Annotated in this window: 22 protein-coding genes and 1 pseudogene; 4 read left to right on the top strand and 19 right to left on the bottom strand. The window is 58.8% G+C overall.

The genetic code is table 11. From position 1 onward, the window contains the following. Positions 1-244, bottom strand: a pseudogene (locus tag U1763_RS18345) (DUF159 family protein); the annotation flags it as partial. Positions 245-254: 10 nt separating this feature from the next. Further along, complete coding sequence (locus U1763_RS18340; protein WP_332756378.1) at positions 255-410, bottom strand: hypothetical protein; 156 nt, start codon at positions 408-410, stop codon at positions 255-257. A 500-nt stretch (positions 411-910) separates the two neighbouring features. Between U1763_RS18340 and U1763_RS18335 the strand changes: the two genes are divergently transcribed. From U1763_RS18335 to U1763_RS18320, 4 genes are all read left to right on the top strand, one after another. Beyond that, positions 911-1345, top strand: a complete 435-nt coding sequence (locus U1763_RS18335; RefSeq protein WP_332756377.1) for a S24 family peptidase — start codon at positions 911-913, stop codon at positions 1343-1345. 8 nt (positions 1346-1353) lie between these two features. Further along, a complete protein-coding gene (locus tag U1763_RS18330) occupies positions 1354-2616 on the top strand; it encodes a Y-family DNA polymerase (protein WP_332756376.1) in 1263 nt (420 codons plus the stop codon). A 412-nt stretch (positions 2617-3028) separates the two neighbouring features. Beyond that, a complete protein-coding gene (locus U1763_RS18325) occupies positions 3029-4552 on the top strand; it encodes an FAD-dependent monooxygenase (protein ID WP_332756375.1) in 1524 nt (507 codons plus the stop codon). Then, positions 4549-5175: a TetR/AcrR family transcriptional regulator gene (locus tag U1763_RS18320; protein ID WP_332756374.1), complete on the top strand. Its 627-nt coding sequence runs from the start codon at positions 4549-4551 to the stop codon at positions 5173-5175. The genes U1763_RS18325 and U1763_RS18320 overlap by 4 nt, the downstream gene beginning before the upstream one ends. A gap of 710 nt (positions 5176-5885) precedes the next feature. On the opposite strand, the gene U1763_RS18315 is transcribed toward U1763_RS18320, so the two are convergent. From U1763_RS18315 to U1763_RS18235, 17 genes are all read right to left on the bottom strand, one after another. Further along, positions 5886-6245 carry a hypothetical protein gene (locus U1763_RS18315; RefSeq protein ID WP_332756373.1) on the bottom strand — a complete coding sequence of 120 codons (360 nt, stop codon included), beginning with the start codon at positions 6243-6245 and terminating at the stop codon, positions 5886-5888. Continuing rightward, complete coding sequence (locus U1763_RS18310) at positions 6242-6664, bottom strand: KfrB domain-containing protein (protein WP_332756372.1); 423 nt, start codon at positions 6662-6664, stop codon at positions 6242-6244. Before U1763_RS18310 ends, U1763_RS18315 begins: the two co-directional genes overlap by 4 nt. Before the next feature lie 3 nt (positions 6665-6667). Continuing rightward, positions 6668-6928 carry a hypothetical protein gene (locus U1763_RS18305; protein ID WP_332756371.1) on the bottom strand — a complete coding sequence of 87 codons (261 nt, stop codon included), beginning with the start codon at positions 6926-6928 and terminating at the stop codon, positions 6668-6670. 17 nt (positions 6929-6945) lie between these two features. Continuing rightward, on the bottom strand, positions 6946-8292 hold the full coding sequence (locus tag U1763_RS18300) for a zeta toxin family protein (RefSeq protein WP_332756370.1): 1347 nt from the start codon (positions 8290-8292) through the stop codon (positions 6946-6948). Beyond that, on the bottom strand, positions 8289-8558 hold the full coding sequence (locus tag U1763_RS18295; protein WP_332756369.1) for a hypothetical protein: 270 nt from the start codon (positions 8556-8558) through the stop codon (positions 8289-8291). The genes U1763_RS18300 and U1763_RS18295 overlap by 4 nt, the downstream gene beginning before the upstream one ends. 508 nt (positions 8559-9066) lie before the next feature. Continuing rightward, positions 9067-12165, bottom strand: coding sequence for a DUF5710 domain-containing protein (locus U1763_RS18290; protein ID WP_443026940.1), 3099 nt, complete (start codon positions 12163-12165; stop codon positions 9067-9069). 19 nt (positions 12166-12184) lie between these two features. Then, a complete protein-coding gene (locus U1763_RS18285; protein WP_332756368.1) occupies positions 12185-14161 on the bottom strand; it encodes a type IV secretory system conjugative DNA transfer family protein in 1977 nt (658 codons plus the stop codon). Next, positions 14127-15101, bottom strand: a complete 975-nt coding sequence (gene virB11 / locus U1763_RS18280; RefSeq protein WP_010218645.1) for a P-type DNA transfer ATPase VirB11 — start codon at positions 15099-15101, stop codon at positions 14127-14129. The genes U1763_RS18285 and virB11 overlap by 35 nt, the downstream gene beginning before the upstream one ends. A 29-nt stretch (positions 15102-15130) precedes the next feature. Next, positions 15131-16378 (bottom strand): type IV secretion system protein VirB10, encoded by a 1248-nt coding sequence (gene virB10, locus U1763_RS18275; RefSeq protein WP_332756367.1) that lies wholly within the window; start codon positions 16376-16378, stop codon positions 15131-15133. Then, positions 16375-17232, bottom strand: a complete 858-nt coding sequence (virB9, locus tag U1763_RS18270) for a P-type conjugative transfer protein VirB9 (protein WP_332756366.1) — start codon at positions 17230-17232, stop codon at positions 16375-16377. The genes virB10 and virB9 overlap by 4 nt, the downstream gene beginning before the upstream one ends. Continuing rightward, on the bottom strand, positions 17229-17918 hold the full coding sequence (locus tag U1763_RS18265) for a VirB8 family type IV secretion system protein (protein WP_332756365.1): 690 nt from the start codon (positions 17916-17918) through the stop codon (positions 17229-17231). The genes virB9 and U1763_RS18265 overlap by 4 nt, the downstream gene beginning before the upstream one ends. Positions 17919-18288: 370 nt before the next feature. Beyond that, a complete protein-coding gene (locus tag U1763_RS18260; protein WP_332756364.1) occupies positions 18289-19257 on the bottom strand; it encodes a TrbL/VirB6 family protein in 969 nt (322 codons plus the stop codon). Between the two features lie 2 nt (positions 19258-19259). After that, the gene (locus tag U1763_RS18255; protein ID WP_332756363.1) at positions 19260-19517 is read right to left on the bottom strand and encodes an EexN family lipoprotein; all 258 of its coding nucleotides are present in this window, start codon (positions 19515-19517) and stop codon (positions 19260-19262) included. After that, complete coding sequence (locus tag U1763_RS18250) at positions 19514-20200, bottom strand: type IV secretion system protein (protein WP_332756362.1); 687 nt, start codon at positions 20198-20200, stop codon at positions 19514-19516. Before U1763_RS18250 ends, U1763_RS18255 begins: the two co-directional genes overlap by 4 nt. A gap of 45 nt (positions 20201-20245) precedes the next feature. Continuing rightward, positions 20246-22654 carry a VirB4 family type IV secretion/conjugal transfer ATPase gene (locus U1763_RS18245; RefSeq protein WP_332756361.1) on the bottom strand — a complete coding sequence of 803 codons (2409 nt, stop codon included), beginning with the start codon at positions 22652-22654 and terminating at the stop codon, positions 20246-20248. After that, on the bottom strand, positions 22647-22985 hold the full coding sequence (locus tag U1763_RS18240) for a VirB3 family type IV secretion system protein (RefSeq protein WP_026046796.1): 339 nt from the start codon (positions 22983-22985) through the stop codon (positions 22647-22649). Before U1763_RS18240 ends, U1763_RS18245 begins: the two co-directional genes overlap by 8 nt. A gap of 42 nt (positions 22986-23027) precedes the next feature. Further along, positions 23028-23363, bottom strand: coding sequence for a TrbC/VirB2 family protein (locus U1763_RS18235; RefSeq protein WP_332756360.1), 336 nt, complete (start codon positions 23361-23363; stop codon positions 23028-23030). Between the last annotated feature and the right edge of the window lie 25 nt (positions 23364-23388).

The following is a 23388-nucleotide window of genomic DNA, read 5'->3' as shown; positions in this document are numbered from 1 at the left end:
GCCATTGCGGCAGCGCGAGGTTTCGCACGTTCGTCATAGGCCACGGGGCTTTGCCGCCAGTAACGTCCCACGTCATCACGTCCCAGGCGCGTTCGCCGCCCTGTTCGCGGATAATGTAGTTGCGGCTTTTGGGTCGCAGCTCGCGCGGATTAAACCGATTGTCGCGGGGGCGTTCGATAAAGAGCTTCGACGCCGATCCCCATAGGGTTTCCGGTTCGCCGTCCATGCGGGCGCGGTTGCACATTATACGATCCCTAGTCGTCTATTGCGTGGTCACGGATCGCTTGAGCGATCTTACGCAGCAGCTCCAAAACGCGATCGTCGGTTTCGCCTTCCGCGAACGCTTCGACGATTTGAGCGGACTGTTCAAAGCTATCGGGGGTGTTTGCCATACCGCGAAGATGGTTCATCTGCTTGCGTTAGGCAACGAGCCGTGCGGCGATCGTCAGGCTAGTTGGAGCGCCCAATAGGATCGAGCTTCCAGCTTATCGGCGCACCGTCTGCGATCGAGCGCATGACCTTCGCAATTTCACCCCGACAATAATCCGCAGTCTCACGCCGATCCTTTGCGGTGGTCGCTTCACCCGATTGCATGACGAGAGTAGCAATCGCAGCACATAGCGCGTTCACCGCGCTATCTAGCTCGATATAACCGCCCTCCGCACCTGGCACAGCGCCAGCGTCCACAACAGCAGTAAGCACCCCTTGAACGACCTTCTCGCGGTACGTCGGTGATGTGTCGCCAGTTAGAGCCATCATGGTAGCTTCGACGCTTAACCGAGGGCTTACAAGGGGTTCGCAATGATACTCGAAAGCACGAACCCCGCCGCCTAAATCAGGTCAGCCGAAAATCTAGGCGTTCCCTTTCTGTTCTTTCATGCGTTATGAGGAGCCGAAGGGAGACGCCGTAATGCTGCCGCTGATGCAGCCAATTCCGATCGCAGATATTCCGCTAGGTATATTTCCGCGCATTCTCGCAGCCGCTGGAGCTGGCTTCCCGTCGCCCGCGCAGGACTGGTCCTGCGAGTCCGTCAATCTGGTGGACCTGTTACGATTGGACCGAGCCGCGAGCTTTGTTTTCCGGATCGAGGGAAGCAGCATGAGGGACGCAGGAATCCACGATAATGACGTGGTTGTGGTCGATCGAGACACGCGCCCGTCAGACGGTCACATCGTAATCGCGGTTGTAGATGGCGGATTCGTCTGTCGCCAACTGGTGTTCCGCGAAGGTGTGCCGCACTTGGAGGCGCGCAACGTATCGGCTAGCTACCCCGTGACGATCGCAGATGAGGCGGTCGACGTGTGGGGCGTCGTGCGATCGGGCGTCCGCGACTACCGGCGTTAGATCGAGCTATGTCCTATGCAATCTGTGACGTGGCAAACTTCTATGTATCGAGCGAGCGGCTTTTTGATCCTCGCTTGCGTGGCGTGCCGGTAATCGTACTATCCAACAACGACGGATGCGCCATCGCTAGAAGCGAGGAAGCAAAAGCCCTGCATATAAAAATGGGCGATCCAATGTTTAAGATTCGCGATGTTGTAAAACGTCACGGAATAGAAGTTCGTTCGTCAAATTACGAACTATACGCCGACCTAAATCGACGTTTTAATTCGGTAATTGCAGACTTCTCCGATACGGTAGAGGTCTATTCAATAGACGAGAGCTTTTTTCGCCTCCCGGTCCTTCCTGATGGAACCGGAGACGTAGTAACCGCGCACCGCGTCATTGATGCTATCTCGCGCAGTGTAGGCTTGCCTACCCGTATAGGGTTAGGACCAACGCGAACGCTATCAAAGGTTGCCAACGCGCTTGCAAAAGCGACCGAAAAGATTTGGGGCGGCGTCGTCGATCTTCACGATGAGGAATTGCGTCGCCGGCTGTTCGCGCAATGGCCGGTCGGAGAGGTTTGGGGGATCGGGAAGGCTCTGGAGGCCCGCCTGAAGCCGCTAGGGGTGCGAACTACGGCTGACCTTGCTGCATTGCCCCCAGCAGTCGCGAGAGACGCCGGAACCGTTGTTCTGGAGCGCCTTGTGTGTGAGTTGAACGGTATCGAGTGCGCCGAGTTCACAGTTGAACCGGAGGCGATGAAGGGAGCAGCCGTCACGCGGCAGTTTGGCGCACCTGTCAGCACATTGGACGACCTATGCGAGGCGATGGCACGTCGCGCAGCTCGCGCGGCCGAGAAGATACGCGCGCAAGGGCTGGTGGCGTCTCGCATGATAGTGTTCGCGCACGGCAGCAAATACCGGCCGAACCCACCGAGCGCATCGCGGTCGGCGCGCTTGTCCCCGGCGAGCCATGACCCGCGCGTAATAGTCGGGATGGCAACGAGGCTTACCGAGGCGATGTTTCAGCAGGGCGGGGTATATACGAAATGCGGCGTCCTGCTGGAGGATCTAAACCCGGCTGGAGCGGCACAGGCCGACTTGTTTGCTACCGTTGACCCGCGCGCTCCTAGCCTGTTGGCCGCGATGGACGGACTAAATGCACGGTTCGGGCGAGATACGATCACCGTAGCGGCGCAGGGGCGAGGGCCGAAGGCTTTCGACACGAAGCGCAGCCAGAAATCTAATTCGTGGACGACGAACATCGCGGAAATCCCGGTTGCGCGATGAGTACCGCTCGTTTTGATACGACGTTGGATTACGCCCATCACCGTGCAGATATGCGGATTGTCTGTCAGTGTGGACGGACAATCAACGTTCCGTTCGCGGATGTGTTGAAGCTTTTCGGCGGATTGCCACTACCGATGCCGCGAGCCAGCGCGCGGCTAAAATGCAAGCGATGCTTCACGCGGGGGAACGTGACTGTTTCGCCCGTCCCGACTGTGAGGCGATAACGAGATTGGTACACCAAGTCCGCTTCCGATCATGAGTGTACCGGCCGGGATAGTAAAATGGACAAGCTTACCCGTGCGCCAGAGGTGGCGATCCTAGAACCACGAATGGCCTCGATTCAGCCCTTGCATTGTCATGCCAAAGCTCCAACTAATGACTTGCGAGTCATTAATGACGAGGGAGATTTGTGATGGCAGATAAGCTTCTGATCGTGGGGGCCGGTCCTACCGGCCTCGTTCTGGCGCTCTGGCTGACCAAGCAGGGCATCGGTGTTCGGATTATCGACAAGAGTGCGGGGCCAGGTGAAACCTCGCGCGCCATGGCTGTGCAGGCCCGCACGCTCGAACTGTATCGCCAGCTCGATATGGGCGATGCGGTGGTCGCGGCGGGACACAAGGATCTCGCCATGAATTTTTGGGCAGGCGGCAAGCGTCGAGCCGAGTTGTCGCTAGGCGACGCTGGCAAGGGTCTGACGCCCTATCCCTTCCTGCTTGTGTTCCCGCAGGATCAGCATGAGCGCTTCCTGATCGAGCGGCTTGAGGCGATGGGCGTCAGCGTCGAGCGCAAAACCGAACTGCTCTCCTTCGAGGAAGCGGGCGATCACGTCACGGCGCGGCTCCGTACCGCAGACGGATCGGAAGAGGTGTTTGAGGCAAGCTATATTGCTGGTGCCGATGGCGCGCGTTCGACGGTCCGCAAGCAGGTTGGTGGCAGCTTTGAAGGCGGCACCTACGCGCAGATTTTCTACGTCGCCGATGTGATGCTGCATGGTATCGAACCCGCTGACGAAGCGCATATTGCGCTCGACGGCAGCGACTTCGTTATGATCCTGCCTTACGGCGATAGCGGCACGTTCCGCCTCATTGGCACCGTGCGCGGTGAGCGCGCCGAGCATCCCGAAAATCTGACGTTCGATGATGTCAGCCACGAGGCGATCGGCAAGCTCGGGATCACGATCGACAAGGTGAACTGGTTCTCGCACTACCGGGTCCATCACCGCGTCACCGACAGCTTCCGCCACGGTCGTGCGTTCCTCTTGGGCGATGCCGCGCACGTTCACAGCCCGGCCGGTGGTCAGGGCATGAACACCGGCATTGGCGATGCGATCAACCTCGCATGGAAGCTCGCGGAAGTGTTCAAGGGCCATGCCCCCGACAGCTTGCTCGACAGCTATGATGCAGAACGCCGTGCCTTTGCGCGCAAGGTCGTCGACACGACGGACCGGTTGTTCACGTTCGCGACCAAGCAGGGCAATGTCGCTGACTTCGTGCGGACCCATATTTTTCCGACTGTTGCCAGTGTGGCGTACGGCTTTGCTACTATGCGCGAGTTCATGTTCCGCACGGTGTCGCAAACGACGCTGACCTATCAGGACAGCCCGGTTAGCGAGGGCCAAGCCGGAAAGGTTAAGGGTGGCGACCGCCTTCCCTGGGTCGCGGCCGCAGGATCGGACAATTACGAGCCGCTCTGTAAGATCGGATGGCAGGTACACGTCTATGGCACAGCCCATAACGAGCTCCGCGCATGGTGCGATGAGCGGGGCGTCGAGCTGAACGTCTTCGCGTGGGCGCCAGAGTACAAGGACGCTGGGTTCGGGCAGGATGCGGCCTATCTCCTGCGTCCCGATACCTACATTGCATTCGCAGCCCCCGATCAATCCGTTTCCGCGATCGAGGGCTATTTGACCAGCAAGGGATTCAAGCTCCGCCAATGACCGAAACTGAACCCAAATGGACCCGGCGCAAAGATGCGCGGCCCGGTGAGATCATCGAAGCGGCGTTGGAGTTGTTCGTGCTGAACGGCTTCGCCGCAACGAAGCTCACCGAAGTCGCGCAGCGTGCCGGCGTGGTGAAAGGGACGCTCTACCGGTACTTCGACACGAAGGAGGATTTGTTCAGAGCGTCCGTGCGCCACCTCGTCGGAGAAAATCTGGCGCTTGTCGGCAACGTTTTACCGATCGAAGCAAAGGTTGCGGCCCTAGTGCCAGCCTTGCTGCGCCAACTTGCTAGAGCAGCGCATGGCAGTCGGATTCCTTCGGTAATCCGGATGGTTTTGGCAGAAAGTCGGAGCTTTCCCGACCTTGCAGAGATTTGGCGCGATGAAGTCGTTGCGCCAATGCTGGATGCCATCGAAAAGATCATCGCTACTGGACAGTCAAATGGAGAGGTACGGGCTGGCAATCCTCGGTATCATGCCCTGTCCATACTAGGACCTATGGTGACAGGTGCATTGTATAAGCAGCTTTTCGCCGGAGAAAAAGATCAGTGGCCAGAAATGGAAGCCCTTGCTATTCAACACGCGGAAACGATCATCGCAGGTCTGTGCGTCGATTTATGATATGATCTGTTGGCCAGTAATGAGACGGCATCGCTATTGCTGGTAGCTGCTACGTTTTTCCTTTGTAGTCTTATGCATTTTTATCCTTGCTGCCTCCTGTGAAGGCGTAGCACGAAAAGCATCATCCGAACGATTGTCAGACTTATTTGAACAGGCCCCGATAATAGCGCACAACGTCAAGGCGAGAAGGGCAGATTTTATTTTGTTCATTTGCGCGGTTCCCTAAGTGATAGGTGAGTGCGTTTATCACCAAGCGTTGCGTACTTGGCAGCTAGATTGAGGTGAGCAATCTTAATGACGGGATCAAATGACAGTTCAGCGCAGTCTAGCTCACGTTGGGCGAGCCTTGCATAGTGTTGAGTGTCCGTTTCCATTAATGATGAGAGCCACTATCTAAGGCAGACGCAATTGCCGCAAAAACCTCGTTCTCGCGCTCCGTGGTCTGTTTGCGGAAGTTAAGGTCCGAGCGTAAACTCTCAATTCTGTTTTTGGATATTCCGAAGTATTCGCTCCAATATACCATTGGTGCGATTGTTCCGCCTTCATACTGCGATGCTGCATAGGTCGATTGACTAATACGAAAGGTTCCCAATCTCTTATAGCACCGTCGAAATGATTGCGTTCGTTTTCAAGTAGGATGCCACGAAGATCAGAGGACGTATTAGAAAGCTCAGTGTCTATCAATTCGGCAGCTTTCGACGCGCGTTCGTTTAATTCGAGTTGGGTATATATTCCCTTGCATCTTTGGCTTGCTCCCTCTCCCAATCGGTCAGGTCATAGCCAAAAAACATCCATTCCGGCGCTTCATTTGCACTGACTTCAATAGCTTTAGGACCATCGTTCGTGTCGCTAGCTACGCCCTTCTTCTGCATAAAAGTGGCCTTTATTCTTAGAATTTCATCTACAGTTGGCGCGCGATCATGGACTTCACGATATAGCTTCGCCCACTTGTGAGCGTTATCTACAAGTTCCGTCTCTCGCTTACTCTCAATGTATCTTTTGATAAGATAGCCCAATCCGCCGAGAAGCAGCACTGCAATCGTTATGAGGTGTGATGCTTCCAGCTTCATCGTTCGCGACCAGGTGTAGCGCGTGTGGGCGCTGGGGTGGGTGGGCTCCCACGATTTGCGACAGGTTCGATCGAGCGATTGAGCATGACGCCCCGGCCGTTGTCATAACCGATGCGCGCACCTTCTCCGACAGTAGGCGTTTCCTTGAAGCGGTCGCGATCGTGGCGCACCACCTGGCTATCGTTGCCGAGCTGATAAATGTTGGCTTTGTCGACGTGCAGCACCGCACCACGATACTCGCCCTTGGTCTTAGGATCGGCGTCCCGAGCTGTGTCGAGGCGATGAATACCACGAGGGTTCATGCCCTGCGGTTCTGAATCCATGACGGTCCACTGTCCGCCAAGGTGCCTTTCGTGAAGGCGGCTACCGTTCATTATTACGAGCCGTTCGGCACGTTCGGGCGGGCGATCGACGGTCAATCTTTATGCCTTTTCCGAGGTTCGATCGTGACGGGCGGTAACAGCCTCCCGAACAGCGAAGGCGATCAACACTAGCGCGGCCCAAACTATCCAATCCTTAATGCCGTAGGGCATGAAGACGGAATGGCGAGCGGCCTCGATCGCTTGCGGGAGGGTGGCGTTGTAGCGATCAAGGCTGGTGGAGATTTCCAAACCCAGCTCGATCGCAATCCCGATCGGAATTGCCGCGATTGACGCGGCTGCGATGCGCCCGGCTTTCGTCATGCAGAAGCCCGCACGCCCTACCGCTCGCGGTCGGGAGGCGTGCGGGTTGGCGTTTGGCTTGGCGCTGCCGGCGTCTGCACGGTTGAGGAAGGCGCAACGCGATCCGGAGTAGGTTCGGCCGTGCGCGTCAGCACAGCGGCTTGGCCTTTGTCGTATCCAATTCGAGCATTGTCCCCGACGCTAGGGGTTTCCTTGAAGCGGTCGCGATCGTGGCGCGTTACCTGGCCGTCGTTGCCGAGCTGGTACACGTTCGCTTTGTCGACGTGCAGGACAGCGCCGCGATACTCTTCCTTCGACTTAGGATCGGCTTCCCGCGCGGTATCGAGACGATAGACCCCCTTGGGGCTAGAACCCTGTGGTTCCGAGTCCTGCTCGCGCCAGCCACCATCAATGCGCTTTTCGTGAATGCGCGTTCCGTCCGCGATGATGAGGCGTTCGCCAGTGTTCGCGCGATCGGCATCCGGACTCGCCCGGTTTGGGGCCGCTGCGTCGATCGACGGTTCAGCCGGTAGGCGTTCGTGAGAGGCAACGCGAAAGCCTTCAATTTTCCGCTGTTCGTCAAGATCAGCGCCACGGAAGCGCATAAGATCCGATGCACGATCCCAAGTTTTAGCAGCGTCTTCTAGGCTGCGGCGATCGGGGTTGTTGTGAATGTCGCGAAGGGTATCCGCTAGGCGTTCATCGGGCACCCACTTGCCGTTTTCTAGGTTACTACTGCCGACAACCTTTCCGTCACGACCGTAAAGAACGATCGCGTGAGCATTGTTGTTCTGCTGCAATTTCTCGATCGTATCGACTAGACCTTTTACGGCCTGATCGTGAAACTCATCACTTACTCCACGACCGAACCCGGTTTTGGAGTCGACGATTTCGACCTCGCGGCGATCGTAAGTGCTTGCATGGCTTAAATCCGGAGACACAGCCATTCCGTGAACCTCGACACGGTATCCCTTGTCTTTCAGTTCATCCATACTTTTGGAGGAATTGCCGTAGTTCGATAGCGTCCCATCATAAATGATATTCCGCCGCTCTTCTGCGGATATCTGCATGACACGGTGCGCGAGATTGCCAGCGTCAGAGAATGCGACTTGCGGAATATCTAAGTCGCCGCGCTCGATCCGGTCGCGCATGTATGGGATTTGCGGCCTGATTTTATCCGGATCAATTTCGACGGCACCGCCAACACCCTCGAATTGAATCCGCATCGAGTTGACGATCATGCTCTTTCCAGAACCCGACTGCCCCGCTGTAAAAATAGCCAACGGCTCTTTTACAGCGGTCGATTTCTCGATTCCGGTTTCTGCTAGATCGCGAGCAAGTTTCTCGCGTTCATCGTCGCGCAATGGCTTTTGATCGTCACTCACTTTGTTTTGCGAGCTTCTATCTGTTGCATTGCGCGCTGCACTAAAGGGGCGCGGCTACTCTCTACATCGCCGCGCGTATCATAGTGCTTTGAAAGCGCCTCTTTTGCAGCAGCTTTTTCCGCGTCTGGAGCCTTATCGATCACACCACGAAGCCGACCCTGTTCTACGGCCCAGCGTTGCGAGTGGAGATAAGGGAGGTTAGCGTCGATACTTTCCCGAATAAGCTCCGCTTCCGTCTTCCCGGTAGCTAGTCCAACATCGGCCATCACGCGCTCCTTGTCCTATCAAATATAGGGTGCAAACCGCTAAAAATACAGAGCGTAACACCACCCATCTCAGCCAATTCGCTACCTACAAACGCGATCATCGCGCGCAGCGGGCTAACCGTTGGCTAGGGTCGAACTTAGCCCAGCGAACGGCGATACCGGCACGAATCGCGACGCAGCTCGCGTCCTGGCCGTTCGGTAGTTGGCACCACGCAACAGTCCTATTCCAGCTTGTCCCAACCGCTTCGCACGACAAGCGAACCGGCCGGGCGAAAGTAAGATATCCGTCCGGCCGTCGATTGTCCGCGCCGACGCCGCCCCCCAGCGCGACAGCCATTGCCCGGCGTTGTGCGAAGGGATCACCCGCGACGCCGGGTTGTCCCGGTCGCCGCGAGCCATCGAGTTCAGTTGCACCGACACCGGCAAGGCGGATGCGTTCGCCAGACTGACACCGAATAGGACCGTCAACGTCGTGCAAGGCGATGGCGAGGCAGAGCAGTAGCATCGCCTAACGCCCCCGCGACCGTTGCGGGGGTTCGCGCCGAGGGGTTGGCGGAACAGGTGGCGCACCCTCGACCGCACGAGCTGGAGCGGGTTGGCGGGCTGGCGTTGCTTGTGAGCTTCCGGCTTGCGTGCGATCGGGACCACCGCGGACTTGCGGGGTTCGGAGGCCGGTTCCCTGTTCGACGCGATCGGCAAGTTGCGACCGGGCCGACGCCAACACCTTTTTTGCGGCTTCTGGATCGTCAGCCAGCGCCTTCCCCACGACGCTTTCAATCATCTTCATGTTAGCGCGGGCGGTGCGATCGGCGCCGATGAGCTTTGAGGCGCGATCGTCGCCTTGATCGCGAACCGTGAACCGTTCGAGCTTGGCCGGGTCAGCGCGTTCGCCAACGTACCAACGCTTTTCGGCTCCGTCCCACCGTGCGCCAGCCGCCTTCGCCGCTTCACGCTCCTTGTAGGGAACCGCGAGATATTGGCGTTCAGCCGGGGCAGCGTCAGAGCCACGGGAAGGCCCGTCACGAGGCGTTGGCGGTGTTTGGGTCCGGTCAGGCGCACTTGCGGCCGAACGGCCCTGTGTAGGCTGGCGATCGGGTGTTTGAGGCGAGCTAGATCCTCGATCGTTCGCAGCGCGGTCAACCGACTGCTGGCGATTAGGTTCGGTCAGCTCGACAGACCATCGGGCGCGTTGCGCCTCGATCGTCTTCGTCGACCATTCGCCGCTTTCCTTATCCTGCGTGCGTTGCGGGACTTGGACCGTTTCACGCTCGCCGCGTTGAACCACAACGCTGTCACCGATTGCCGCGCTCGAGCGCGCGAGAGCATCGGGAAGGCCGACCCCCCAAGCGCGCCGACGATCACCGTTCGATAGTTCAACATCAACGTAAGGCGACGAGCTGGACGGATCGCCTTCCTTGAAGTTTGCCCGGCCAGTCTCGACCAGCTTTCCGCGAACCCCGTCCTTAAAGTCGGCCGCGCGATCGGCGGGGGGCGCACCTGGCACACGATCGGGGCTATCAGCACGACGGGGCGAGACACGTTCCGCGCCGCTGCGTTCGATCGGCGCAACGCTATTGTTCTGGCGATCGGCGTTGGCCTCCCGAAGGCGGTTCAATTCCTGTAAATCGCGTTCGGTAGGCTTGTAGCCCTTTACGCCGATATCCTGCTGCATCGCCTGCAACCAGATTTCGCGCTTAAAGGCGTCGGTCCCGGTGACTTGGATTTCGCCCCAGCCGCGATGTTGAGCAACCGCGACCAGATCGCGCGCAGTCGCCGGGCTATCAGTATGCGCGACGAGCTTGCCGCCTTGATCGCGAAACGCGGGGTCTTTTGCTGTGCTGGATTCATAGAAACCGGGTTCGCCCGACCATTTGGATTTCTGGACGAAATAGCGGCGCGCAATCTCGTCCGGTACGTCACCCGGTTCTAGCGACTGTTCACGCTTCTTCGCGGCAGGATCAGACGGGCGATCCGGTTCGCCGGGAGTATCGCGCGAGGGACCGGCCGAACGGTCAGGGTCCACGCGGCTATCGCGGTCGATTGGCGGGACGCCGGCAGCGGCAGCACCGGGCCCCCGATCGCGGGCGCTTTCAGGTCCAACCGGGCCAATGGTGTTTTCGTTGGCTGGCGAAGGAGGCTGATTTTCCGCCGCGCCCCGTTCGTCATCGGCCGCTTTGCGCGCGGGTTGAGCTACCGGAGCCGGATCATCGGCGCGCTCGGGTGACGTGCTGGCGGGCGCGGTATCCTCCCGAAAAGTTCGTCCGGACGAACTTTCGCGGTCAGCATCGAGCTTTGCAGGGTCAACGGGAGGGGCTTCCGGCGCGGGGACGGCAGCGGCGGGACGCTCGATCGCGGGCGCATTGCGCTCCGTATCGCGACCCGGTTCCGGGTTTGCGTCGTCAGGCATAGGGCGCTCCTTGTTCGCGTCTGTTTGATGGACTGTTCGCTCTTGCTCGGCGCGGGCGGCAGCAAACACCACCTCACGCACAGCTTCGGCAAATTGGAGAGAAATGGCGACATGCCCGTTCGGGCTACGCATCTTCAAATCGTTGAAATCGCTATATGCGCCGGGGTTGGCGTCGCGCTCCTGGCCGAACTCGGGAAAGATCGCCCGACCATTCACGGCCAAGGCAGCGGCGACGGCCTTATCCTTGCCGGGGTTTGGTCGACCTTTCAGCTCTTCCGCGCGATCGTCATCCCCAGCGATGATTATCGGCTTGTCGGGAAAGCGATCGTGCAGGGCGAGAGCTACGGCTTTGAGGTTGCCGGAATCGAACGCTGCAACAGTCGGGAAACCGACTTCCTCGCCAACGGTGCGGGCAGTCGCATACCCCTCGCCAATGATGATGACAGGCACCTTTTCCAACGAAGCGAGGTTGCCCCCCGCAACGTGGAACGTGCCTTCCTTGTGGCTATCTTTTGCAAACCGCTTCGTCCCATCGTCACGGATATATTGCATCGTCCATTGTTTGCCGGTGACGTCGATCGCGGGGAGATACGTCGTCTTTCCGTCGCGATCCGTAAGCGCACCTTCGGCCGGGCTGATGCCCTTTGCGACCATGTATGGCGTAGCCGCGACCACAGGCGACAGCCGATCAGCTTGACGGGTAACGCGCCGCGCAGTCGCATCGAAGGTGGCGGTACGTTCGGCCGCACGCGCTTCCGATTTGGCTTCAAATTCGGCCTTCAACCGGGCGGATTCTTCGGGGGCGATGGTGACGCCCTCCAGCTTCCATGGCGTATCGATGCCGCTTTTATAATTCTTGATATGCCCGGCCGGATGCCCGTCGAGATACCCGACATACCGACCGGACTCCCGACCGCCCTTTTCACCCTCGACCGGGATGCGATGCGGCTTGCCGTCCATAATCGGGTGTTGCCCGGTTGGATTAAGGCCGAGGTCACGCATTGCACTCGCGAAGGACGCGCGGATATCGGATTCCGATAGTTCTTCCCGAGGGCGCTCGCGCCAGCGCGCTACAACGGCCTCCGCGTCGGCTTTGGGGCCGACGTACCAACGCTTCTTATCCTTGTCCCAGCGCGCTCCAGCGGCCTTTGCTTCGTCCCGTTCAGCGTAGGGGACCGAGAGATATTGGCGATCGGCCATCGGTTATCCTCCTTCGTGGTTATGCGGCGTCCCGCTCGCGGTCTTCGGGGTGCATTACGCCAGCCAACCAGTTTTCGACCGCTACAACCTTGTCGGCACCGGCCTTGATTGCCTCGAATGGATCGTGATCGCCCAAGATGAGCGCATTGGTATCGAGCAACGCAGGACTATCAATTTCCTCGTCTGTCAGCTCGCGCGGAGCCGGGGGAGCCTGATGCGGGGCGTCGGCTGGTACAGTAGCAGCGGCACCACCTGGAGCGGCGGGAGCCGGTTCCGTTGGTGGCGTTGGAGGTACTGCCCCGGCATCACGGGGAGCTTTATCCACCCAGCTTGGCGGGGGGAGGGCCGAGGCATCGCTAGCTTGTACCTTTGGAGCGGGCAGAAGGCGCGACGTGAACTCTTCCATCTTGTAGTAAATGAGCTTCGCCGCCTTGATCGGCAAAACGCCACGCTTAAAGATTAGAATCTCGTCGAGCGGCATCGATAGAACTTCCTGCGGCAACATGAGTGCGCGGGCATGTTCGCTTTCCGATACGCTGTTGTTCGACTGCCCGAACAGTGAGCCACCCCGGCTTTTCGACTTAGCGCCAAGCCCATGTGTCCCGAGGCGATCGGATATGTCCTTGGCGTCCTTGAACTCCTTCGGGGTATAAACCACCGTAACATCGCTGTTCGCGCTGATTTCGTCGGCACCGTCCTTCAACTGTGCTTTGTTTTGGACCACGATTAAGAGGTTCAAGCCGTAGCTACGAACGAAGGAAATTGCCGAGACGATCACCGGCACACGGCCGAGCTTCGCGAACTCGTCGAGAAGGATTAAACAGCGATGTTGCGTTTTCGGATCGTACTCACCGATATTTGAATCTGTGTTGAGGTCGACAATCTGCTGAAAGATCAGGTTGTAGAGCGGCGCTAGCCGGTCGATGTTGTTGACGGTCGCACCGAGATAGATCGACATTGGCTTTAGGCGCAGCTCGCGCAAATCAAAGTCACTCGTCGCGGTGGCCTTGTCGATATACGGATTGAGCCACAGCCCGAGCTTTGTCGTGACGCTCTGTTTAATGCCGGAAAAGGTGTTGTCCGACGCCGAGGTGAAATCGGAAAGCGCCGTAATGCACGCGATCGAGAGCGGCTTTCCAGCCGCCTCCCGGTCGATGATTTCTTGCGCGAACCGGGTCTTTGGATCGCCCGTCGTGATGCTGCGATAGATTTCCCCGATCGTGAACGGGAGCGTTGGCGTTGCGGCCAGCCACGCGCCGACACCGACAAAAGCCGTCCGAGCAGCTTCCGCCCAGAAAGGATCTCCCTTTTCCGGCGCGGCGAACAGCATCGCGCCGATCTTTTGCAACTCGTCGACGACCTGAACGGGATCGGCGCGGTCGATATAGCCGATCGGGTTATAGCAGGACGTAAGCCCCTCCCGGTTGACCGGATCGAACAGATGCACCGCCTGGCCGTGCTTGGCGCGGAAGCCAGCCGTCTTGTTGAAGTTCTCTTGCTTCATATCGAGGCAGACGACCGACCCCGCCCAATTCAATAGATTGGGAATGACGATCCCGACGCCCTTACCGGCACCCGTGGGAGCCTCCAGCAGCACATGCGCTTCCGAATTTGTAGTAAGCCAGCGCCCGGCAAACTTACCCAATAGGATGCCGTCATTCGACCGAAGCCCAGCGGTTTCGATTTCCTTGGTGTTGGCAAAGCGCGCCTCTCCGTGGAGCGATTTGGTATTCCGGAACAGGAGTAGCGCGCCGATCGCGACGAGCGCCGCGCCGAGGAACGACCCGCGCATGAGCCACGTTTGCAGGATCGGATCATACCGATAGTACCAGACCCACTTAGGGATCGCGGCAAAACTCATATGCGAATTGAGCTGTTTCAGCGCGGCCAGCGCAATGAACACGCCAATGACGAACGATAGAACAGCGAAGACGATCACGGCGCAGACGACAACAGCCGTCTTAGTCGCCGGACTTTTCCCCCATATACGGATCAAAGAATATCTCCTTCACTTTCCAGCGGCCTTTGACCTTTTGCGCTTGAATAACCACGTCGATAAGGCTGCGGAGCAGACCCCGGATATCGTCACGGGCAAGATCACGCCCGCCTTCCGATTCCTTTACGAGCAAGGTTAGCTGTTCAAACGCGCCTTCGGCCGAACTGGCGTGGACGGTTGTAATCGAACCGGGATGGCCCGAGTTGACGTTACGTAAGTAAAAGAACGCGGTCCCGTCGCGAAGCTCTTGGAGCAGGATGCGATCAGGGCGCATTCGCAAAGCGCTTTCGAGCAAGTCTTTCGGCCCGATCTTGGCGAGGCTTTGCCCGTCCTTTGCGTACATCATATGCACGACGTTCTTATGCGGCATAGTCAGCTCGCGGGCGTCCTCGATCGTCAGGAGCCGTTCGTCCTCCGGTATCATCCGGATTAGCGCCTTCGATATCGTGGTTTTACCCGAGGCGGTCGCGCCGCTGATAAGGATGTTTTTCCGGCTGACGACTGCGAGCTGGAGGAAGGCTTGCCAATCCTTCGCGGCCAACAGTCTTTTTAGCTCTTGGTCGGTCGGAGAAATGGCGCGCGATGCCGCTTCCGTTTCGTCAAACACGCCCCCCGCAATCAGCGATTCAACGTCCATCGTGACGGTAGAAGGCTTGCGGAGCGTTGCCGATACGATGCCGTCTAGCGTGGCTGGCGGGATCAGGAATTGGCACCGCTCGCCGCTTGGGAGGACCGTCGAACAGATTGGCGACGTAGCCGATATATCCTGTTTGGTGACGGCAGCGGCAGCGCGGGCGAGTGTCATAAGCCATGCAAAATCAAGCTCTGGCACGTCATGCCATACCCAACCGCCGCGCCGCTCTATCCCGACTTCCCCCGGCCGATTGATGACAAGTTCGGTCACGTCGTCAGGCGCTAGAAGAGCGCGCAGCGGTTCCATGTAGTGTTCTAGAATACCGCTCGAAGGTGTCACTTGAGAGCGAGTCCGTACACGTCGGCGAAATTGAAATCCTTCGCGACGAAAATGCCGACTTCCTCGCCCTGGTTCTTTTTGAGGACGGGGCGGATATTCTGCGATTGCTGGAGCGATTGCCCGGCAGCGTTGGACGGCTGCGACACGTTATAGCTTCCGCTGCTGGCAACTGCGTTCGACCCCGCCTGTCCGGCCGCATCGATGAGCGACAGCATGACAGCACCGCCGAACCGCGCCCAAAAGAACGTATCGACACCGCCAGCCATGCCAGCCCGGCCGAGAGCGTCAGACGCGGGCGAGCCGAGTTCGATCGCAACGCCGCGAGGCGTCGTCGCGCGAGTCCAGACCACGAAAAGGCGGTTTTGTCCTTGCTGGAGTCCGCCCTGATACTGGCCGAGAACCTTCGTCCCCTTTTCAAGCAAGACGACACGGCCATTCTCGCTGAACACGTCGCGCGGCACGATGCACGAGGTATAGCCCGGCTGCGTCGAGTTCATCGCGGTTTGCAGAATGCAGGGGATCAGCGTCCCGGCCGTGATGAGGTAATTTCGGTTTGGCATCATAGTCGCGCGAGATTCACCGATCGACGATGCCCGGCGCAGCCGGTCGAGTTCGCCGGGCGCTTCCTGTTCCGCCGAAGCGTTCTGGATGCCCCCGAGCTGACCGCCGCCATTGTTGCCCGCTGGCGCCCCAGCTTGCCCGCCCGGGCCGCTATCGTCGCCAGCACCGAACACGAGCAGCGGCGATCGGCGGCTTTGTTGTGCAAGGGTTTGCGCGGGCGACATTTGGTTTGCGCCCCCCTGCCCGGTCGCTGGATATGCGCCCGGCTGAATCGCCGGCACGACTTGGCCGTTCGCGAGCGTCGTCGTCCCCGGTGTACCTGGCGCGACGTTCAACGCCCCAAGCGTCGGCGCGTTGGGGTCGGTCGCAGCGGTGGCGATCGTCGGCGTACCGTTCTGATACTCGGCAACCTGTCTGGCCGTATCGGTCGGCCGCTCCTTGGCGCTTTTTGCCATCGCCATAGTGTTTGTCGTTGCGGAGTCATCGCGGCCCCCGAGGTTAATCCACAAGAGCGCTGCAACGACAAGAGCGCCGCCCGCGATCGGAGCAATCTTGCCGGTCTGTTTCGCCCGGCTGACTGGCGTAATACCGCGCTGGATATCGGCCTGTTCGGGCGTGCGGTCGCGGATTGGCGGGGTACGGTCGACAGGCTCGGTATCGGTAATGGGCGGAATCGTGCTCAACGCTCTTCCTCCTTCATAGTCCGCTCCACGAGGGGCGAGGCGGTATCGGTGCCGTGGTCGACGCCGTAGGTTTTGGGGTTTTCGTTGTAGATGCAGACGACTTCCGCACCCCGACGGAGACGGAATTGTTTGGCTACCGTGTGGATCACCATGAAATCGTCGCGCACGTCGAACGGGACTAGGGTTTCCTCACCCGTAGGCCGCACGAGGTAGACCGCTGGCATTTCGCGGTTTGCAGGAAAGCGCAGCACCGTAAATTGCCCGTTGTCGGAGACTTCCGAGGGAGCGAGATCCGATGAGCCTTGGAGAGAATAGGCGAGGTTGCGCGGCCCTTCCAAAACGCCATGATCGAGCGCGCTTTTCATAGCGGTTTCCTGCACCTTAGCGAGCTGGAGCGCCGCTTGCAGGGTCCGCATCCGCTCTTCCTTCAATCGTTCGTCTTCCGGATACCGAAAGCGAACCTGAAAGAACGTGTCGCGCGCATTGGCTTTGATCGAGCCTGTCCGTGCGGTCAGCTCGAAAGTGTAGTTTCGCAACTGCCCGGCGTGCATTGTCGAGACGATCAGGTTCGTCGGACCGGCGCGCTCGCGGGGCTTGATGAAGACGAGGTTGCCACGCGGAACGACCTCCCATGCGATGCTATCGCCAACAGCGACGTTGACGATTTCCTCGTCACTACCGAACAGCACCTGTGTTGCCGTGCGGAAGACGCCGACGATCCGGTAAACCTGTTCCGGATCATAATCGACGGTGCGAACGCGCGGATCGGCAAAGCCAGCGCGAGGCGTTTCGGATGCCAGTGCAGGAACCGAGATTAGGCCCAGCGCCAAGGCTGCGAGTGCAACCCGCGTCATCGTCCGACCACCACTGGATCAGCGCGGTAATTCTCGACTTGGAACCCAAGAGGATTCCGGAAGCGGTCGCCTTCCGCCATTGGCGCATTGGTGTAACCGAACGTCACAGTCGCAATCCAATCCGTTGATGTGGGTTCCGTGGTCGCTGTCTGAACGGTGCGCGTGAAGCGCACGTTAGCAACGCGGTTGTTGATGAAGGTGATGTTTGTCACCCGAGCATTTGCAAACCCGTTTTCACCAAGCACAGCCCGAGGGCTTTTAGGGTTTGCCACGTTCATAAGATCGGACAAGCGTTGTTGCTCTGGCGTAGTCGATAGGATTGCTACAGCGTTGAAGTCTTCCTTGCCAGAAGCCGAGTTCCAGCTTTCGCGCAGACGAACGTAATTCGCGAGGAAATACTTAGAAACGGCTTCATCGTAAGCAATCTGTTTTTTGCCACTAAGCTCCGTTTGAACGTCGACAGCGCCCGTCGTCTGATTAACGCGGACGGTGACAAGTTCGATACGTTTCAAAGGGACGAGCATTGCCACAGCCGCAAGGCCAGTAATGCCGGTCGCAGCACCAACACCCGCGATGATGTAGGCAAACCGCTTCGATTTAATTGCAGCGCGTGCGCGGTCCTCGTCCCAGCTTCGCGCATCGGCGAAATACTTTTGGAGGTCGGATTTTGAGACACCTTCGGCCAATTTCCGGCTCCTATCAGCAGCTAGCGAAGACCCGACGCGAGGCGTCGGGCGTGAGGGCGGACGTTGCCGCAGGATCGGGCGAGAAGACCTGTGCGGGCGCGTCTGGCCCACCTGGCGCTGATGGCGCTGGTACGGGGACCGGCACGCCCTTTTTACCGGGAACGTACACAACAGGCGGCGCACCCGGCAGGATGCTTCCGTAGGGATTGGCTGGCCGCTTGTGCCGACCATCACAGACAGCGAGCTTTGGCGTCTTGGACGTGGCGCACCCGGCCAGCGGACCCACGAGAGCGACGACGATTGCCGCGAGTCTAAACCCGCGCGAGCGTCGGTTATTCAAATTGCAGTTCATGACGTTCCCCGAGCTAGATTATCGTTTTGAGATTGAGCCGCCCGAGGCACCACGGCCCCCGGCACCACGGCCACCGCCGCCACCCCCGCCCCCGCCGCCCCGCGACGGCAACCACGGCCTAGAGGCAGCGCGGGCGACGTTTCCGACCAGATCGCTAGCGCCAGCGGCAGCGCCGCCAGTAATGCCCGATGCAATGGAGGGGGCTTGGAAAAAGAAGAATGTGCCGAGCGCGTAGAAGCCGATATAAAGAACGGCAGCAGATACATCGTCTTCGATGTTCATTTGACCTAAGACCTTGTCCCCAAGATCGGTGATAAGGCTTGCCATTGTCGTAATGATCGCAAGTAGGACGATGTAGTTAAACGCCTGATTTAGCCAGCCGTTGAAATACCGCTTTCCCCAATCGAATAGCGACAATGCAATAAATATCGGACCCATTGCGATGATGATCGCTAGCGATATCAGCGCCAGCATACTGACGCCAAAACCAACGCACGATGCGATTTCAGCGAACAGGCGAACAATGAAGGAAAGAATGTAATACAGGATCGCGCGTGGTGCCATGAGAAGCGGCATTGCGTCAGCGGCAGTTTGCAGCCTGTTTGAAACCTCTATCGATTGAGACTCCAGCGCATCAAACACCATGCCCATCGAGCCGTATTGCTTGCCGGAAATTGCCTCCGTGACGGCGCTAGGCGCGTCGTTGAATAACGGTCCCGTGATCCAATCCTGATAGGCAACGGTGGTCGCGGCGGTGAAGATGATTGCCAGCTTAACGCCGCGATAGACGAAATCGGTAAGCGGTTCCTGCACAACGCCGCGCATGATCGCGAAAGCGTAGATCGCAATATAAATGACAAGCCCTGCCAAAAGAGGCCCGCGAACGGCGTCAACTACATCGCCGTACCGCTGGGTTAGAAACATGTTCAACTGACTGTTGAAGTAAGTATATGCCTCAGTGAAAAGCGTAGGGCTTGCCGGATTCATTGCTATTTCCCTCCGGTGCGCTCGCGAGCGTAATTCTCGCGAGCTACTTGCTGATCGGCAATTTGTGCCGTTCCGCATTCTTGTTCCGGCTGATAAGCGTGCGTGCCTTGCGCCGCCTTACATGCCGCCATGACCTTTTTGCGGACGGCGGTATTCGCCTTGAAGAAGTCCAACGATCGCGGTTGCGCCGCGATCGGGGAGTTTTCCGAACAACCGGCTAGCGCCATCGCGCCAACAATGAAGGTCAGAACGACCCTCACTTTTGGCGGCTCTTAGCATAGGCGGCGCGGGCGGCGGCTTGCGTCTCTAGCATCTGTTGGCCGCGCAATTCGCCTTCGGCCGTTCGACGCGCTTGCACCGCCTGGAACTGCATTAGATCGTTTTGGATATGCGCCTGTTCGACGGCGATCCGGGCATGGATATCCTGCACCTGTTTTTGCGTCGTCGCGGTATCGAGCGAGCGCCGCAGCTCTTCTAGGCCCTTCGTGCGGGTGCCGGTTGCGCTATAGGCAGCTTCTGCAACCGCAGCGTCAGTCGCATAGCTGTTGCCGTTCGTATCGAGAGCCTTGCGCGCGGCCTTTTCGCTTTCCGTCGCATTCGCGCCCAGCGCCGGGATATCGACACGCCTTCCGTTGCGAATGTTATTGGCGGCGGTGCCGAGCGATCCGAGCTGATCGTTCGCGCCACTCATCAGCTTTTGGATATCCTTCGCTTCGGAAGGGATCCAATTTCGCGATTGCGAGCTGTTCAGGATCGAGCCGATATCATTGACGTTCGTGATACCGTTCGCGGCGTCATACGCCTTCACCGCCTGATTATACGTCTCTTGCAGCTTGTTGAGCTGTGACGCGGCGGTCTTCGCCTGTTCCAGCAGTTTGAGGTATGAAGTCCCATCATAGACGGGGATACCCTGCGCTGCCGCTGGTGCGGTTGTGCAGAGCATGAGTGCGGCGAGTCCGATTACATATCGTTTCATCGTCTTCTCTCCTTACTTGAGCCACTTGCGGCGGCGGTGGAACTCGGGAAGCCAAACCTTGGGATCGTCCCCCAACTCGGCGCGCAATTCGTCGAGAAGCCCGACAGTCGACGACCGGCCCGACAGGATCGCCAGCGCGTCGTCGAGGCCGTCGAGGTCGAGTTTCACCACGATTGAATCGTGACCCTGCTTGATGAGGAATTGCCGGGATTCCGGAACCAGCTCGCGACGGATCAGATTGAACTCTTTCGCGGTCAGACCCAGCCCGACGCGATAGCTTTCCTCGCTCGCCTTCGGGTTCGGCATGATGATGAGCGTTGCGACCTGGCCGACGATGCTACTCGCGATCGGAGAGCGCAGCGCATGATCCGGGTTCTGTGTGCCGAAGATCAAGAAGGCGTTGCGCTTACGGTAGGTAAGCAATGCGTCTTCGATGTACCGGGTGAATTGCGAGTCACCCAGCGCCTTCCAGAACTCGTCGATATCGATGACGAGACGCTCTTTGCGGTCCAACAGCTCTTCAAACCGCTGGAACATATACATCATAACAGGGGTGCGAACTTCCTCGTTATCGAGGAAATCCGTCATATCGAACCCGAGGAAACGCGCCTCAAGCGAGAGCGCATCGGCCTCGTTGTCGAATACCCAGCCGAGCGGCCCGCCTTCCGCCCAACGCTCCAGACGCGCGCCGATGCCTTCTGCATCCTTGAACCCCAGCACTTCGCGAAGGGCGCGGATCGAGCGTTGGTGAGCAGGGAGACGGCCGAGAGCAACCAAGCCCTCGTGAATTAGCCGCTCTTCCGCGACAGTCAGATGCGTGTCCTCGCGGCGCACCAGTTGGCGGATGAAACCGCTAAGGAACGACACATTTTCCGGGGTATAATCAAACGCCTTGAGCGGCGCGAAGCCGGTCGGAAGGCCGTTTTGCAGGGACAGATATGTCCCGCCAGATGCGCGAACATAGATTTCCGCGCCGCGATCTTTGTCGATAAAGATTTGCCGCGCGCCGCTCTTTTCCAGCATCGCCATGAAGAAGTTTTGGACGACGGTTTTACCGCTGCCGGTCGGTCCGAAAATGGCCGTATGACCAATATCAGCAACGTGGAAATTGAAATAGTACGGGGACAGCGCGGTTGTCTGGAGCAGCGCCACGGCCGACCCCCAATGGTTGCTATCGGGCCTTCCAGCCGGGAAAGTATGGAACGGCGACATTGCCGCAAAATTGCGTGACGTGATGACCGAAGGACGCGCGCGCCAAGTGAAATTGCCGGGGAGCTGACTCCAGAACGCGGCTTCGTTCGCGCTTGTCTCGCGTGCTGACACCATCGCCGCGTCCGACAGAGCAGCGCGCGCCGACGACAGGTTATCGTTGAGCTGACGCACGGTATCGCCAAACACGGCGATCGAGAAATGATGTTCGCCCATCACGAAATGGTTATCCGCCAGATCGTTCGCGGCGTCGTACAGCGCTTCGGCCTGCGACACGGCTTCATCGTCAGTGCTGCCGAGCTGGCGGCGCTTACGGATCAGTCGCGTCATTCCGTCATTCTTGCCGAGGAACGCAAAGGAGTGCGTCATCACGAACTCGAAATCCGCGTTGAGCAGGGAATCAAGCATCCCCGGCCGGGTGCGTGACGGATATTCGCGAATGCCAAAAAGGCCGAGAAAGCGGCTACGATCATGCGCGCGAATTTCGACAGCTTCACGCCCGAAGATCAGACGTTCGCCATAGAGCGCCGATCCTAGATGACCACGCACCAGCGGAATCCGCCGATATGCGCCCATCATAATCAGCTCCAAAACCTCCAGCGGTTCGGAAAACAGCAGATCGTCAAACTCATACAGGCCGAGACGTTTCGGGGAGAGCCGCCCCAGCAGCTTTGCCGTTTCGTTGGTGCGTTCGTTGAACCGCTGTAGGTCTTCCTCGTCGACCTTTGCCAGCGCATCGACGCGCGCCTGTTTCGACACCAAATTTTTGAACGCTACCGCGAGCTTGTCAGCAGCGCCGACAGCCGGGCGCATGACGATCGACAGGTAGAGTTCGTTGACGAACATGCGTTCCGCCGTGACCCGGCCGCGATACGTCTCGTTGAGGTCGCGGGCGAACTCCGATCGGAATGCGCCATCCGGATAAGTGTCGGTGCGACGGCGAACGGTATGCGTCCACCATGCAACGCGTTCGTCCGCGCTATTGCGGAGAATGCTATTTAGATTTTCGTGCCACGAATTGAGGTCCGAGCGATCGGCCGTCTCAAATGCCATGCCGTCGAGACGAAACATCGTCAGGAGCGAGCCGTCATCGAGCGCAATTACATGATCGTCGATATGGCGTGAGTAAGGGAGAAAGCGCTTAGGTTCCTGTTCGCGCTTGGCGATGTTCCAAGGCGTCTGGAGCTTTTCAGCGACGGTCGGTTTATTCACCTGCAAAACCCTTGCGCTTGAGAGCCTTCACAGGGAGCGGCGAGTAAGAGCTACCGCCCCACCACGCGCGGTCCCGGTTTTTCCACTTCGTTTGAACGCCGAGGTTCAGGAGCCGGAAGGCGTTGGGATCGTGACGCACAACAAGCCGGGCGATCCCGAATCCGACGACTGCGACAATCACGCCGTAAATCGGATTGTCCGAGACGATCAGGACGAGGACGCCCGCGATCGCCATCGGAATACCGGCCTCGATGGGGACGCCGAACCACATAGCCGGGCGCGTGACCGCCAAGAAAAGCGGCTCGCTGATTAGTGGTTCGTCGTCACCCAAGATCGTTCTCCAGTTGGTTTAGGCGTCGTCAGCAGCGACCGATCAGCCGCCCACGATTTGATCGAGGAACCACGACGCGCCGAAGATCAGGAAGCAGCCGCCAACGACGGCGATCAGCGGCCCGGCGCTCGCGCGGCCGGTGAAGAAGCGATAGCCGGTGACAGCAATCGCGATGACCGCGACGCTCTTTGCGAACGTCCCGGTTACGAACTCTTTGATCGAGTCCGCAAAGCTCTGAATGTTGCCCGTGCCTTGAGCGTAGGCAGGATGAGCGATCAGGCAGCACGCAACCGCCGCAATGGCGAACCGCGTCAGATCCTTTGTACGACGGGCGGAATCATGATGCCCGTTGAGGTGTTCGTGGTGTCGTTTCAGCACTTGTCCGTCCTTTCGGTAGGTGTTG

The sequence above is a fragment of the Sphingomonas sorbitolis genome (genome assembly GCF_036663875.1).
Classification (GTDB): domain Bacteria; phylum Pseudomonadota; class Alphaproteobacteria; order Sphingomonadales; family Sphingomonadaceae; genus Sphingomonas.
Note: the sequence above shows the minus strand (reverse complement) of the source record. Positions and strands in the feature narration are given on the sequence as shown.

Bases quoted from the DNA above. Each gene is read 5' to 3' on its own strand.
- U1763_RS18315 (WP_332756373.1), bottom strand. From the start codon at position 6,245: ATGAAGCTGGAAGCATCACACCTCATAACGATTGCAGTGCTGCTTCTC.
- U1763_RS18340 (WP_332756378.1), bottom strand. From the start codon at position 410: ATGAACCATCTTCGCGGTATGGCAAACACCCCCGATAGCTTTGAACAG.
- U1763_RS18335 (WP_332756377.1), top strand. From the start codon at position 911: ATGCTGCCGCTGATGCAGCCAATTCCGATCGCAGATATTCCGCTAGGT.
- U1763_RS18305 (WP_332756371.1), bottom strand. From the start codon at position 6,928: ATGACGAAAGCCGGGCGCATCGCAGCCGCGTCAATCGCGGCAATTCCG.
- U1763_RS18290 (WP_443026940.1), bottom strand. From the start codon at position 12,165: ATGGCCGATCGCCAATATCTCTCGGTCCCCTACGCTGAACGGGACGAA.
- U1763_RS18250 (WP_332756362.1), bottom strand. From the start codon at position 20,200: ATGCTCTGCACAACCGCACCAGCGGCAGCGCAGGGTATCCCCGTCTAT.
- U1763_RS18325 (WP_332756375.1), top strand. From the start codon at position 3,029: ATGGCAGATAAGCTTCTGATCGTGGGGGCCGGTCCTACCGGCCTCGTT.
- virB11 (WP_010218645.1), bottom strand. From the start codon at position 15,101: ATGGAACCGCTGCGCGCTCTTCTAGCGCCTGACGACGTGACCGAACTT.
- virB9 (WP_332756366.1), bottom strand. From the start codon at position 17,232: ATGACGCGGGTTGCACTCGCAGCCTTGGCGCTGGGCCTAATCTCGGTT.
- U1763_RS18320 (WP_332756374.1), top strand. From the start codon at position 4,549: ATGACCGAAACTGAACCCAAATGGACCCGGCGCAAAGATGCGCGGCCC.
- U1763_RS18330 (WP_332756376.1), top strand. From the start codon at position 1,354: ATGTCCTATGCAATCTGTGACGTGGCAAACTTCTATGTATCGAGCGAG.
- U1763_RS18295 (WP_332756369.1), bottom strand. From the start codon at position 8,558: ATGGCCGATGTTGGACTAGCTACCGGGAAGACGGAAGCGGAGCTTATT.
- U1763_RS18260 (WP_332756364.1), bottom strand. From the start codon at position 19,257: ATGAATCCGGCAAGCCCTACGCTTTTCACTGAGGCATATACTTACTTC.